Here is a 13,038-nt window from a genome sequence, read left to right on the forward strand (position 1 = left end):
GCCGCGCCACTCCTTCTCTCCCGTCCCCCTGACCTGCGGGGACGACCCACCCACCCAGGATGCGGGACAACCATGCCTGTTTTCGACACACCCGGATCGATCGCCGTCACGATGGAGCTCGGCGTCGCCTCGGTGCGGATCGCCGCGAGCGACCGCGCCGACACCGTGGTCGAGGTCCGCCCCAGCAACGCCGACGACGAGTCCGACGTGCAGGCCGCCGCGCAGGTGCGCGTCGACTACACCGACGGCACGCTCCAGGTCACCGGACCGAGGCGCGCCTTCGACTTCTCGAAGAAGAGCAGGTCGGTGGACGTCACCATCGAGTTGCCGAGCGACTCCAAGCTGGCCGCGCACCTGCTGATGGGCGACGTCAGCGCCGCCGGCCGGCTCGGCGAGACCCGGGTGAAGACCACCGGCAACGTCCGGCTGGAGCAGACCGGGCCGCTGCGCCTGCACACCGGCGTCGGGCGGGTCAGCATCGACGGCGTCACCGGCGACGCGGAGATCTCCACCGGCTCCGGCGCCGTCCAGGTCGGCCGGGTCGAGGGTGCGGTGGCGGTGAAGAACTCCAACGGCGACACCACGATCGACGCGGCCACCGGCGACGTGCGGGTGCGCAACGCCAACGGCGGCATCGAGGTGACCCGCGCCGGCGCGGGCGTCGACGCGAAGACCTCCAACGGCGGCATCCGGATCGCCGAGGTGGTGCGCGGCTCGGTCGTACTCGGCACGGCCATGGGTGACCTGGACGTCGGTGTCGCCCAGGGCACTGCCGCCTGGCTGGAGGTCAACACCAGCTTCGGCCAGGTGCACAACCAACTGGAGAGCACCGCCCGGCCCGGCGGCGCCGAGCAGACCGTCGAGGTGCGCGGTCGCACCTCGTACGGCGACATCACCATCCACCGGTCCTGAGAGGGAGGGCACCGTGACCACGAACCAGATCACCGTCACCGGGCTGCGGAAGTCGTTCGGCGACCACGTCGTGCTCGACGGCATCGACCTGCGCATCCCCGAGGGGACCGTCTTCTCGCTGCTCGGCGCGAACGGCGCCGGGAAGACCACCACCGTGAAGATCCTCTCCACCCTGCTCTCCGCCGACGCCGGTGAGGTGCGGGTGGCCGGGCACGACCTGGCCCGCGAGCCGGACGCGGTACGCGCCGCGATCGGCGTCACCGGGCAGTTCTCCGCGGTGGACAAGCTGCTCACCGGCGCGGAGAACCTGCGGCTGATGGCCGACCTGCACCACCTGCCCCGGGAGGAGGGCCGGCGGCGCGCCGCCGGGCTGCTCGAACGGTTCGGCCTGACCGAGGCGGCCGGCAAGCCGGCGTCCACCTACTCCGGTGGCATGCTGCGGCGGCTCGACCTGGCGATGACGCTGGTCGGCGACCCGCGCGTGATCTTCCTGGACGAGCCGACCACCGGGCTGGACCCGCGCAGCCGCCGCGACATGTGGCAGATCGTCCGCGACCTGGTGGCCGGTGGCGTCACCATCTTCCTCACCACGCAGTACCTGGAGGAGGCGGACGAGCTGGCCGACCGGATCGCGGTCCTGGACCGCGGCCGGGTGGTCGCCGAGGGCACGCCCGAGGAGCTGAAGCGCCGCATCCCGGGCGGGCACGTCCGGTTGCGGTTCGCCGACCCGAGGGCTCGCGACGCGGCGGTACGCGTGCTCGACCGGGCCACCCGCGACGGCGACGCGCTCGCCCTGCGGGTGCCCGGCGACGGGAGCCTGCGCTCGCTCAAGGCGTTGATCGGCCGGCTCGACGACCAGGGTGTCGAGGTCGACGAGCTGTCCGTGCACACCCCCGACCTGGACGACGTCTTCCTCGCCCTCACCGGCGACCCCACCGACGAGAAGGTGACCACGTCATGAGCGTCTCCGCCCCCGCCGACCTCCGCTTCCACCCGCTGCACGACTCGGTGACGATGCTGCGGCGCAACCTCCGGCGCATGCTGCGCTACCCGTCGATGACCGTGATGCTGGTCGGGATGCCCGTGGTGTTCCTGCTGCTCTTCGTCTACGTGCTCGGGGGCACGCTGGGCGCCGGGCTCGACGGTGGGGTGGCCGGCGCAGGTTCGCGCGCCGCGTACGCCAACTACGTGGCGCCGGCGATCATCCTGATGACGGTGGCGGCCACCGTGCAGGGGACCGCGATCTCGATCGCCATGGACATGACCGAGGGCATCATCGCCCGGTTCCGCACCATGCACATCGCCCGGGTGTCGGTGCTGACCGGGCACGTGCTCGGCAGCATGATCCAGGCGGCGATCAGCCTGGCCGTGGTGATCGGCGTGGCGCTGCTGGTCGGCTTCCGGCCCACCGCCGGCCCGGCCGGTTGGCTGGGCGCGGTCGGCCTGCTCGCCGCGGTGACGTTCGCGCTGGTCTGGCTGGCCGTCGCGCTCGGTCAGGTGAGCGAGAGCGTGGAGACCGCGAGCAACCTGCCGATGCCGCTGATCCTGCTGCCGTTCCTCGGCAGCGGCTTCGTACCCACCGACTCGATGCCGGCCGGCCTGCGCTGGTTCGCGGAATACCAGCCGTTCACCCCGATCATCGAGAGCCTGCGCGCCCTGCTGATGGCGGAGCCGCTCGGCGACGACGGCTGGATCGCGCTCGGCTGGTGCGCGGCGATCGCGCTCGGCGGGTACCTCTGGTCCCGGCGGCTGTTCAACCGCGAGTCGCGCTGAAACCGGCGCGCAGCCCCCGGACCGCGTCAGCGGATCCGGGGGCTGCGCCGTTCGATCAGCGTGACGTCCCGCCAGACGCCGTGGTGGCGCCCGATCCGCTCCCGGGTGCCGACCACCCGGAACCCGCGCGCCGCGTGCAGGGCCAGGCTGGCGGTGTTCTCCGGGAACACGCCGGACTGGACGGTCCAGACGCCGGCCGCCTCGGTCGAGTCGATCAACGCGTCCAGCAGCGCCCCGCCGACGCCGCGCCCCCGCGCCTCGGGGTGCACGTAGACGGAGTGCTCGACCACCCCGGCGTAGACGCAGCGATCGGAGACCGTCGAGCAGGCCACCCAGCCGAGCACCCGCCCCGCCGGGTCGAGCGCCACCCACCGGTGGCCGGGCAGCCGACCGGCGGTGAACCGGCCCCAGTCGGGCGGCTCGGTCTCGAAGGTGGCGTGCCCCTCGGCGATCCCGAGGCGGTAGATGTCCAACACGGCGTCGGCGTGCGTGTCGTCCATCGCGGCAATGGTCACGGTCATCGACTCGTCCGTCCGCCTCAGCCGGCCCGCAGGGCGTCGTCCACTCCGGTCTCCCGGCGGCCGAGGTGCACCGGGTCCCGCCCGGAGAGCACGTCCACCGCGGCCTTCACGCCGGCGCCGTACTCCCGGGTGGTGCTGATCCGCCACTGCCGGTCGAACCGGCGGACCGTGTCGTCACCGACGCCGTTGGTCTCGATGCCCAACTCCCGGCAGAGCGCCACCGCGCGCGGCAGGTGGAACGACTGGGTGACCACGGTGGCCCGCCGCACGCCGAAGATGCGCCGGGCGCGGGCACACGAGTCGTAGGTGTCGAAGCCGGCGTGGTCGAGCACCACCTGCTCCGCCGGCACGCCCCGCTCGACGAGCCAGCGGCGCATCGCGTCCGGCTCGTCGTAGTCCCAGTCCATGTGGTCGCCGGAGACCAGCACCACCTCGACCTTGCCGGCGGCGAACAACTGCCGGGCGATCTCCAACCGGGCGGCCAGGAACGGCGAGGGCGTGCCGTCCGCCTCCACCTTGGCGCCGAGCACCAGCGCCACCGGCGCGTCCGGCACGTCGGCGGCGGTGAACACGTGCCCCCGGGCGTCGCCGCGGATCCAGACCGCGCTGGCCACGGTCGCCACGGCCAGCAGCACCACACCGGCCGCGGCGACCAGGACGAGCCGGCGGAGCAGGCGTACGGCCCGCCGGTGGTCGGCGCGCCAGGCGCGCCCGCGTGCGATCAACCCCCGCATGGCGGCGATTGTGTCAGTCCGGTCAGGAGATGTGGTGCAGGATCACGTTGTGCACGTGGTGGCTCTTGTCCGCGCCCCGGAACTCCACCTCGTAGCTGTGCGTGCCGACGTGCACGGCGATCGCCCCGGTGGAGAAGAACGAGCCGCCCCAGGACTTGTTGCTCACCACGCTCACGCTGGTGATCTTCGAGTACGGGATGCTCGTGATGGCGTACTTCTTGCCGACGAACGAGCGGTCCTGAACGATCACCCGCCGGTCGGTCAGGCCGATGAAGCCGGTGCCGGTGCCGATCGCGTCGTAGACGGCGATGATCTGCTCACCGGGCAGCAGGCCGCTCTGGATCTGCTGGAACTGTTCCTTGCGGTCGTACGTCGGGCCAGACATGACCTCGACGGTAGGGCAGGCGCGCCAGCGCTCAGTGCTCGGTGACCGCGCGGACCGCGTCCTCGATGCGCGCCGCGAGCAGCACCTCACCCTCGGTGAGCGGCTCGCCGTCGTCGTGACCCAGCCGGATCTGGGTCCGGTCGGCCCGCCGGCTGATGTCGGGGCGCAGCCGCAGCGCGTCGGCGACCACGGCCACCCGTTCGGTGAGCGCGGCGTGCTGGGTGTCGTCGAGCACCAGCGTGCGGCGGATCTGCTCACCCTCGCGCGTCCATCCGGACAGCAGAGCGAGCGCGTCGCTGAGGTAGTCGTGCTTCGCCCGGCTGCTGAACAGCACGCGCATCACCGCACCTCCCAGGCGTCGTTGCCGGCTTGTGGCCAAATCGTCGCCATCCCGTGTCCCAGTCGACGCCCTCTAGTCTGTCGTCGCACAGATGGTGTGTCCACGCCCACACTTCCGTGTTCTGCTGGCCTGATGGCCGACTCAGTTACCCGAACCGCCGATTGATCTGGCACGCTGGTGGCTCGTGCGGACCGAACGGTTTAGCGGGAGCGGGCAGGCCGACCGGCGCGAGCCGAAGGTGGTCGTCGGGGCGGCGATCATCGTGGACGGCCGCGTCCTCGCCTGTGAACGCGCGGCGCCCCCCGAGGTGGCGGGCCGGTGGGAGTTCCCCGGCGGCAAGGTCGAGCCGGGGGAGACCGAGCCCGACGCGCTGGCCCGCGAGTGCGCCGAGGAACTGGGCGTCCGGGTCGCGATCGGCGACCGGGTCGGTCGGGACGTGCGGATGGCCCACGGCCGGTCCGTGCTGCGGGTCTACGCGGCCCGCCTGCTCCACGGCGACCAGCCGACCGCACTGGAGCACGGCGACCTGCGCTGGCTCTCCGCGACCGAGTTGGACAGCGTCGACTGGCTGCCGGCCGACGTGCCGATCGTCTCCGCGCTGCGCCCGCTGCTCGCCGCCTCCTGAGCCGCGCCGGTCGGGCGCGCCGCCCTCGCGCCGCGCGGGGACGGCGTCGAACCGGACAGCCGGTCGGAAACGGGACGGGGGCCGGCGGCGTGTGCCGCTGGCCCCCGTCATCGTCGCGCCGCTGCTCAGTGCTTCGGCTCGTCCTGCTGTGGGTGGGCGAAGTTGAGGTGCTCGGCCGGCAGCGGGAACTCCACGTCGTCGCCGAACGGCGACGGCGCGGCGGCCCGGTCGAAGGTCAGCTCGGTCAGCGGCAGCTTGCCGCTGGCGTCGACCGCCGGCGCCGTCGGGTGCGGCACCTCGCGCTGCCAGTTGACGCCCTGCTGGGCCTGGCGCTCGGCGCCGCTGTCGTGCGAGCCGCCGGCGTGCGAGTGCACGCCGCCATGGGCCGCGCCGCTGGTCACCGCACCGCTGGAATGCCCGCTGGTCGCGCTGGTCTGAGGCACCTGACCCCTCCGGAAGATCTTGTTACCGAGCCACACAAGGGGATCGTACCTGCGGTCGACGACCCGTTCCTTCATGGGGATGATCCCGTTGTCGGTGATCTTGATGTGCTCGGGGCAGACCTCGGTGCAGCACTTGGTGATGTTGCAGAAGCCGAGCCCCATCTCGGACTGCGCGTACTCCTTGCGGTCGGTACGCGCGTCGAGCGGGTGCATGTCCAGCTCCGAGGCCCGGATGAAGAACCGGGGACCGGAGAACGCCGGCTTGTTCTCGTCGTGGTCACGGATCACGTGGCAGACGTTCTGGCACAGGAAGCACTCGATGCACTTGCGGAACTCCTGCGACCGCTCCACGTCGATCTGCTGCATCCGGTAGTCGCCGGGCGCCACGTCGGCCGGCGGCGCGAACGCCGGGGTCTCCCGGGCCTTCTCGTAGTTGAACGAGACGTCGGTGACCAGGTCCCGGATCACCGGGAAGGTGCGCAGCGGGGTGACCGTGACGGTCTCCGCCTCCTCGAACGTCGACATCCGCGTCATGCAGCCCAGTCGCGGCTTGCCGTTGATCTCCATCGAGCAGGAGCCGCACTTGCCGGCCTTGCAGTTCCACCGGCACGCCAGATCCGGCGCCTCGGTGGCCTGGAGGCGGTGAATGACGTCGAGGACGACCTCGCCCTCGTTCACCTCGACCGTGTAGTCCTGCAGGTCGCCGCCGGTCTCGTCGCCCCGCCAGATGCGGAACTGCCGCTTGCTTCCCATCAGTTGCTCGCCTCCTCGGTGAGGGCGTCGAACTCGGCGAGTTCCTCGTCGGTGAGATATTTGGACAGCTCCGCCCGGTCGAAGAGCCCGATCAGCTCCGGGCGCATCCTGGGCAGCGGCTTGTGGGTCAGCCGGACGGCGTCGCCGTCCAGCGCGCAGACCAGGTTGACCCGGCGCCACTTCGGGTCCATCGCCGGATAGTCCTCCCGGGTGTGCCCGCCGCGCGACTCCTGCCGCTCCAGCGCCGCCTTCGCGGTGCACTCCGAGACCACCAGCATGTTGCGCAGGTCGAGCGCCAGGTGCCAGCCCGGGTTGTAGCGCCGGCCGCCGACCGCGCTCACCTTCGCCACCCGCTCCCGCAGCTCCGCCAGCCGGCCCAACGCGTCGGCCAGCTCGCCCTCCCGCCGGATGATGCCGACCAGGTCGCCCATCACCACCTGGAGGTCCTGCTGGAGCTGGTAGGGGTTCTCGCCGGTGTCGCGCTGCAACGGCGCCAGTGCCGTCTCCACCGCGGCCTCCACCGCCGCCACCGGCACCGCCGGGCGCGCGGTGAGCTGATCGGCGTACGTCGCGGCGTGGCCGCCCGCCCGCTTGCCGAAGACCAGCAGGTCGGACAGCGAGTTGCCGCCGAGTCGGTTGGAGCCGTGCATCCCGCCGGAGACCTCGCCGGCGGCGAACAGTCCGCGTACGGTGCCCGCCGCCGCGCCGGTGTCCGGGTCCACCTCCACGCCACCCATCACGTAGTGACAGGTCGGGCCGACCTCCATCGGCTCCTTGGTGATGTCGACGTCGGCCAGCTCCTTGAACTGGTGGTACATCGAAGGCAGCCGCCGACGGATCTCCTCCGCCGACTTGCGGGACGCGATGTCCAGGTAGACGCCACCGGCCGGCGTACCCCGGCCCTCCTTGACCTCGGTGTTGATCGCCCGGGCGACCTCGTCGCGGGGCAGCAGCTCCGGCGGGCGCCGGTTGTTGTCCGGGTCGGTGTACCAGCGGTCCGCCTCCTCCTCCGTCTCCGCGTACTGCTTGCGGAAGACGTCGGGGACGTAGTCGAACATGAACCGCTTGCCGTCGGAGTTCTTCAGCACGCCACCGTCGCCGCGCACCGACTCGGTGACGAGGATGCCCTTCACCGAGGGCGGCCAGACCATGCCGGTCGGGTGGAACTGGAGGAACTCCATGTTGATCAGCGTGGCCCCGCTGCGCAGTGCCAGCGCGTGACCGTCCCCGGTGTACTCCCAGGAGTTCGAGGTGACCTTGTAGGACCGGCCGACACCGCCGGTGGCCAGCACCACGGCCGGCGCCTCGAAGAGGATGAACTCGCCGGACTCCCGGTAGTAGCCGAACGCCCCGGCCACGCGGTCCCCGTCGAGCAGCAGCTCGGTGATCGTGGTCTCGGAGAAGACCCGGATCCGCGCGTCGTAGCTGCCGAACTCGCGCTTGTCCTCCTGCTGGAGGGAGACGATCTTCTGCTGGAGCGTGCGGATCAGCTCCAGGCCGGTCCGGTCGCCGACGTGCGCCAGGCGCGGGTACTCGTGGCCGCCGAAGTTGCGCTGCGAGATCTTGCCGTCCTTGGTGCGGTCGAAGAGCGCGCCGTACGTCTCCAGCTCCCAGATCCGCTGCGGCGACTCCTTCGCGTGCAGCTCGGCCATCCGGAAGTTGTTCAGGAACTTGCCGCCGCGCATGGTGTCCCGGAAGTGCACCTGCCAGTTGTCCCGCGAGTTCACGTTGCCCATGGCCGCCGCGGCGCCACCCTCGGCCATCACCGTGTGCGCCTTGCCGAACAGCGACTTCGAGATGATCGCGGTCTTCTTGCCGGCCAACCGGGCCTCGATCGCCGCGCGCAGGCCGGCGCCACCGGCCCCGATCACGACGACGTCGTAGTGGTGTCGTTCGATTCGCGTTTCAGTCATGTCAGGGGCCCTCAGTTGATGAACCGCAGGTCGGGGAACCAGTTGGCCGCGATCGCCATCACGTAGAAGTCGGTCAGCGCCAGGGTGCCCAGGGTGATCCAGGCGAGCTGCATGTGCCGGACGTTCAACCAGGACACCCCGGTCCACGCCTTGTATCGCACCGGGTGCTTGGAGAAGTGCTTGAGCCGGCCGCCGATGATGTGCCGGCAGGAGTGGCAGGAGATCGTGTACGCCCAGAGCATCACCACGTTGAGCAGCAGGATGATGTTGCCCAGGCCGAAGCCGAAGCCCTCGGGGGAGTGGAAGGCGAGGACGGCGTCCCAGGTGTTGATCAGCGAGATGATCGCGGCGGCGTAGAAGAAGTAGCGGTGCAGGTTCTGCCCGAGCAGCGGGAACCGGGTCTCCCCGCTGTAGGTCTGGTGCCCGTCCGGCACCGCGCAGGCCGGCGGCGACAGCCAGAACGACCGGTAGTAGGCCTTGCGGTAGTAGTAGCAGGTCAGCCGGAACAGCAGCAGGAACGGCAGGGTCAGCGCCGCGTCCGGGATGATCCACCAGCCGGGCAGGAAGCTGCCGAAGTGCGAGGAGCCCTCGACGCACCGCTCGGTCACGCACGGGGAGTAGAACGGCGTCAGGTAGTGGTATTGCTCGACCCAGTACCACTTGTGCATGAACACCCGGACCGTCGCGTAGATGACCCAGGCGCTGAGCCCGACCACGGTGATCAGTGGGGCGAGCCACCATCGGTCGGTCCGCAACGTCTTCGCCGCGATGGCGGCACGTGCCCGCGCTCCCCGCGGCCTCGTCGCCGTTGATGTCATTCGAGTCTCCCTGACGTCACTGCCCGTCATTGCGCACGCACGACCACGCCGCGAACCGGCGCGGCTAAGTGACACACGTTACGCCGATCTTCACGGCCCGGCCGCGCAACGCAGTGTCCCGTGTGTCCCGCTGGTTGGAAAGACCCGAATCATGATCAATATGCGTGGCGACGCGCGTGGCGCGCCCACCGGTCACCCGCGCGGGCCGACCGGTCAGCCGGACGCGCCGCCGGTGAAGTTCCACGAGGACAGTCGCACCGCGGGCGCCTCCCACCACGACCCGTCGGACCGGTCCGGCTGACGCACCGGCGACCGGCCCAGGCCGAGCACCCGCCCCGGCCCCAACGCCCGCGGGTAGGACTCGGTGAACCGGAAGTCGCGCACCGCCCGGACGGGCACACCGTCCTCGACCAGCCAGACGCCGTTGCGGGTCAGCCCGGTGACCACCAACTGCTTCGGATCCAGCACCCGCGTGTACCAGAAGTCGCTGACCAGCAGCCCCCGCCGCACACCAGCCACCAGGGCCGCGGTGTCCGGGTCGCCGACCGCCCCGGTCACCCCCGCGCCCACCGTCGCGGCCGGACCGTCGCCGGTCGCGCCCGCCACCCGTTCCGCCGGCAGCAGGCGCAGGTTGTGCGGGATCGGGCCGAAGGTCGACCCGCCCGGCATGCCGTGCCCGGTCGACCCCGTGCCCGCCTCGGCGCCGCTGCGCCTGTCGTACGCCAACGCGCCGGTGGTGCCGGCCGTCACCAGGGACAACGCCCGCCGGGGCGTGCCCTCCAGGTCGAACGGCAGCGTCGACGCGTGCAACGGGTCGTCCACCAGCGTCACCGCCGGGTCGAACTGGGCCGTGCCCGGCTCGGCGAAGGCCAGGCGCTCGGCGTGCCGCTTGCCGTTGAAGCCGTACCAGGCGAGGTTCTGCAGCAGGTCGGCCACGGCGGCCGGCTCGAGCACCACCTCGTAGCGACCCGGCGGCAGCTCGACCGGGTCGGCCGCGGCCCGCGCCTTGGCCGCCGCGCGGGCGCCGAGCGCGGCGCCGTCCAGGTCGGCGAGGCGGTCGGCGCAGAGCCGGGCCACCCCGTCCGCGCCGCCGGCCCGGGCGATGCCGTCCATCGCCGCCTCGGCGGCCCGCCCCACCGCCGAGTGGCCGGCCGAGTTGGCGAACGCGCCGGACCGGTAGGACGTGCGGCAGTAACCGGCCGCCTCCAACCCCTCGACCGCGTCCACGAACGCGCGTACCCGGGCGGCCCGCTCGTCGGGCGACGCGAACGCGGTCGCCTCGTCCACCTCCGCGCCGGCCGGCACCGGGGCCGGCGCGGTGAGCCCCGGCCAGGCCGGGTCCGGCGGGACCAGCCGGGCCGCCGCTCGGGTCCGCTCGACGAGCGCGGCCAGCCCGTCCGGGTCGACCCGGCTGCCGCCACCCGCGGCGGTCCGGCCGTCCACGTGCAGCCGGAGCTGCACGGCGGTGCCGGTCTCGGCCACGTTCTGGTGGACGAACGAGTTGGCGAACCGGGTGAGGGCCAGGTCGGTGCGGGTCACCAGCACCTCCGCCTCGGCGGCCGGACCGGCCACCCGCCGGACCAGCTCCACCACCCGGGCCGCGAGATCCCGCTCGCTCCGCTCGGTGCGTTCGCTCATGCCGTGCCGACCGGGCATGCGCTCACGGCCCTCGCTCCGCTCGGTGCGCTCGCTCATGCGCGCACCCCCACTCGGACGCCGCGGAACCGGGCCGGCGCGGCCGGGTGGCCGGTGTGCCCGACCTGGCCGGGCTGCCCCTTGCCGCAGTTGGGCGTGCCCCAGGCGACCGTCTCCGAGGAGAGCATGTCCATCGAGCGCCAGAAGACCGGCCCGATGCCGGTGTAGGTCGGGTTGCGCAGCATCCGCCCCCGGCGGCCGTTGCGCACCTCCCAGCCGACCTCGCAGCCGAACTGGAAGTTGAGCCGCTTGTCGTCGATCGACCAGGACCGGTTGATGTCCATCAGCACCCCGTCGTCGGTCGCCGCGATGATCTCGTCGAGCGTGTGCGGGCCCGGTTCCAGGCCCACGTTCGTCATCCGCACCATCGGCAGCCGGGCCCAGCCGTCGGCGCGTACGCTGCCGCCGTAGTCCAGGCCGGCGACGGCGGCCGAGTCCCGCCCGGCGAGCACGCCGACCCACCGCCCCTCGCGTACCGCGTCCCGGCGGACCGCCGGGGAGCCCTCGTCGTCGAAGCCGAAGCTGCCCAGCGCGCCCGGGATGGTCGGGTCGATGGTCACGTTCATCAGCTCGGAGCCGTAGCGCAGCGAGCCGAGGCGGGCCAGGTCGAGCCAGGAGGTGCCGGCGAAGGCCGCCTCCCAGCCGAGGATCCGGTCCAGCTCGATGGCGTGCCCGACCGACTCGTGGATCTGCAACGCGAGCTGCTCGCCGCCGAGGATCAGGTCGGTCTCGCCGGCCGGGCACTCCGGGGCGGTCAGCAACTCCCGGGACTCCTCGGCGATCCGGGCGGCGTGCGCGGCCAGGTCGAGCGAGGTGACCAGCTCCCAGCCGGTGGTGCCGTACTGCCCGCGGTAGCTCGGGTAGGACCGGCGCTGCGTCTCGCCGTCGCCGATCGAGGTGGCCGAGATGCCGCCGCCGCACTCCCGGATGTGCTGGTCGATCCGGTGGCCCTCGCTGGAGACGAACCACTTCGTGGTGTCCCAGATCTGGTAGAGCCCCTCGGCCAGGTCGGCCCCGTGCTCGCGCATCGTGGCGGTGGCGCCGACCAGCAGGTCACCCTTGTCGGACAGCGGCACCCCGAGCGGGTCGACCGCGCAGTCGGAGGCCCAGCTCGCCACCGCCGCGTCGACTGGCACGAGGTCGATCGGCGGGCCCGGGACCCGCGCGCTCGCGGTGGCGACCGCCGCCGCGCGCCGGCCGGCGTCGCGGGCCGCGGCGTCGGACAACTCGGGTACGGCGTGGAAGCCCCAGCCGGAGCCGACCAGGGCGCGTACGCCCAACCCGATGCTCTCGTGCTGGGCCAGCTCCTCGACGTCGCCGTTGCGCGCCGACATCGACTCGTAGCGCCGGTGCATCACCCGGGCGTCCGCGTAGCGGGCCCCCGCGTCGAGGGCGGCCTGGACGGCGGCGGTCGCCGCGTCGAATCCCATGCGCCCGACCCTAGGCGAGCGCACCGACATCCGTCAGTCGAGCAGATCCTCCGGCCGGATCGTGACCCGGACGGGATCCGTCAGCTCCAGCGTCTCGCCCGCCTTGGTGACGGACCGTTCGACGTAGTGCGCGCCCCGCCGCTGGTACAGGTGCATCGTCAGGGACTCCTGGTCGACGAGGAGGTACCACTCGATGCCGGCGGCCGCGTAGTAGTGCATCTTGAGCACCTTGTCGGTGGCGGCGTTGCTGGGGGAGATGATTTCGCAGACCAACCGGACACTGTTCGCCTCGATCACCGGAATGCGGAGGTCGACGTCTTCGACGATGGCGAGGTCCGGGATCGGGATCCGACCGGGCCTGAGTCGGACGTTCACCGCCTCCAGCACGCGGAGCCCGGCTTGGCGTACCGGTGTCCGTAGAGCGGCGCGCAGCTCGCCGGAGATGTTCTGATGCCGTGGGGTGGGACCTGGGGTCACGCAGAGGCTCCAGTCGAAGAGTTCGACGCGTTCCTGCGTCTCGCCGAGGGCGAGGTACTCCTCTTCGGTCCACGGGCCGTCGTGGCCGAACACCGCCGTGGTCATGGCTACCTCCCTCGTGTCGGCGGGAATGGTCCCCTGGTTGCCAGGACCATGGTCGCACCTCCGATGCGACGACGGGGCGGTGGCAGTCAGTTGCGGCGGTGAATGTCCCAGGTG

At 72.0% G+C, this 13,038-nt stretch carries 14 protein-coding genes; 4 read left to right on the top strand and 10 right to left on the bottom strand.

Features of this window, described 5'->3' with window-relative positions:
- Positions 1-72: 72 nt before the first annotated feature.
- From H1D33_RS28860 to H1D33_RS28870, 3 genes are read left to right on the top strand one after another with little or no spacing between them, the layout of a single operon-like run.
- On the top strand, positions 73-912 hold the full coding sequence (locus tag H1D33_RS28860) for a DUF4097 family beta strand repeat-containing protein (RefSeq protein WP_181570202.1): 840 nt from the start codon (positions 73-75) through the stop codon (positions 910-912).
- 13 nt (positions 913-925) lie between these two features.
- Positions 926-1,873, top strand: coding sequence for an ATP-binding cassette domain-containing protein (locus H1D33_RS28865; RefSeq protein WP_181570201.1), 948 nt, complete (start codon positions 926-928; stop codon positions 1,871-1,873).
- Complete coding sequence (locus H1D33_RS28870) at positions 1,870-2,685, top strand: ABC transporter permease (protein ID WP_181570200.1); 816 nt, start codon at positions 1,870-1,872, stop codon at positions 2,683-2,685. Before H1D33_RS28865 ends, H1D33_RS28870 begins: the two co-directional genes overlap by 4 nt.
- Before the next feature lie 26 nt (positions 2,686-2,711).
- On the opposite strand, the gene H1D33_RS28875 is transcribed toward H1D33_RS28870, so the two are convergent.
- Genes H1D33_RS28875 through H1D33_RS28890 form a run of 4 tightly spaced genes read right to left on the bottom strand, consistent with a single transcriptional unit; the run spans position 2,712 to position 4,665 of the window.
- Entirely contained in the window at positions 2,712-3,206 is a 495-nt protein-coding gene (locus H1D33_RS28875) for a GNAT family N-acetyltransferase (RefSeq protein WP_181570199.1), read from the bottom strand.
- Positions 3,207-3,223: 17 nt separating this feature from the next.
- Positions 3,224-3,940, bottom strand: a complete 717-nt coding sequence (locus H1D33_RS28880) for a SanA/YdcF family protein (RefSeq protein WP_181570198.1) — start codon at positions 3,938-3,940, stop codon at positions 3,224-3,226.
- Between the two features lie 22 nt (positions 3,941-3,962).
- Positions 3,963-4,325: a PH domain-containing protein gene (locus H1D33_RS28885; RefSeq protein ID WP_181570197.1), complete on the bottom strand. Its 363-nt coding sequence runs from the start codon at positions 4,323-4,325 to the stop codon at positions 3,963-3,965.
- Positions 4,326-4,356: 31 nt separating this feature from the next.
- Positions 4,357-4,665 (bottom strand): 4a-hydroxytetrahydrobiopterin dehydratase, encoded by a 309-nt coding sequence (locus H1D33_RS28890; protein ID WP_181570196.1) that lies wholly within the window; start codon positions 4,663-4,665, stop codon positions 4,357-4,359.
- 184 nt (positions 4,666-4,849) lie between these two features.
- Between H1D33_RS28890 and H1D33_RS28895 the strand changes: the two genes are divergently transcribed.
- A complete protein-coding gene (locus H1D33_RS28895) occupies positions 4,850-5,290 on the top strand; it encodes a (deoxy)nucleoside triphosphate pyrophosphohydrolase (RefSeq protein ID WP_181570195.1) in 441 nt (146 codons plus the stop codon).
- 125 nt (positions 5,291-5,415) lie between these two features.
- On the opposite strand, the gene H1D33_RS28900 is transcribed toward H1D33_RS28895, so the two are convergent.
- The 6 genes from H1D33_RS28900 to H1D33_RS28925 form a co-directional block, all read right to left on the bottom strand.
- Complete coding sequence (locus H1D33_RS28900; protein ID WP_181570194.1) at positions 5,416-6,486, bottom strand: succinate dehydrogenase/fumarate reductase iron-sulfur subunit; 1,071 nt, start codon at positions 6,484-6,486, stop codon at positions 5,416-5,418.
- The gene (locus tag H1D33_RS28905) at positions 6,486-8,399 is read right to left on the bottom strand and encodes a fumarate reductase/succinate dehydrogenase flavoprotein subunit (protein WP_181570193.1); all 1,914 of its coding nucleotides are present in this window, start codon (positions 8,397-8,399) and stop codon (positions 6,486-6,488) included. Before H1D33_RS28905 ends, H1D33_RS28900 begins: the two co-directional genes overlap by 1 nt.
- Before the next feature lie 11 nt (positions 8,400-8,410).
- Positions 8,411-9,217 (bottom strand): hypothetical protein, encoded by an 807-nt coding sequence (locus H1D33_RS28910; protein ID WP_181570192.1) that lies wholly within the window; start codon positions 9,215-9,217, stop codon positions 8,411-8,413.
- Positions 9,218-9,430: 213 nt separating this feature from the next.
- Positions 9,431-10,855 (bottom strand): TldD/PmbA family protein, encoded by a 1,425-nt coding sequence (locus H1D33_RS28915; protein ID WP_181572550.1) that lies wholly within the window; start codon positions 10,853-10,855, stop codon positions 9,431-9,433.
- A 53-nt stretch (positions 10,856-10,908) separates the two neighbouring features.
- Positions 10,909-12,342 carry a TldD/PmbA family protein gene (locus H1D33_RS28920; protein WP_181570191.1) on the bottom strand — a complete coding sequence of 478 codons (1,434 nt, stop codon included), beginning with the start codon at positions 12,340-12,342 and terminating at the stop codon, positions 10,909-10,911.
- A gap of 33 nt (positions 12,343-12,375) precedes the next feature.
- Entirely contained in the window at positions 12,376-12,924 is a 549-nt protein-coding gene (locus H1D33_RS28925; RefSeq protein ID WP_181570190.1) for a Uma2 family endonuclease, read from the bottom strand.
- Between the last annotated feature and the right edge of the window lie 114 nt (positions 12,925-13,038).

This window comes from Micromonospora ferruginea, from assembly GCF_013694245.2.
Lineage (GTDB): Bacteria > Actinomycetota > Actinomycetes > Mycobacteriales > Micromonosporaceae > Micromonospora > Micromonospora robiginosa.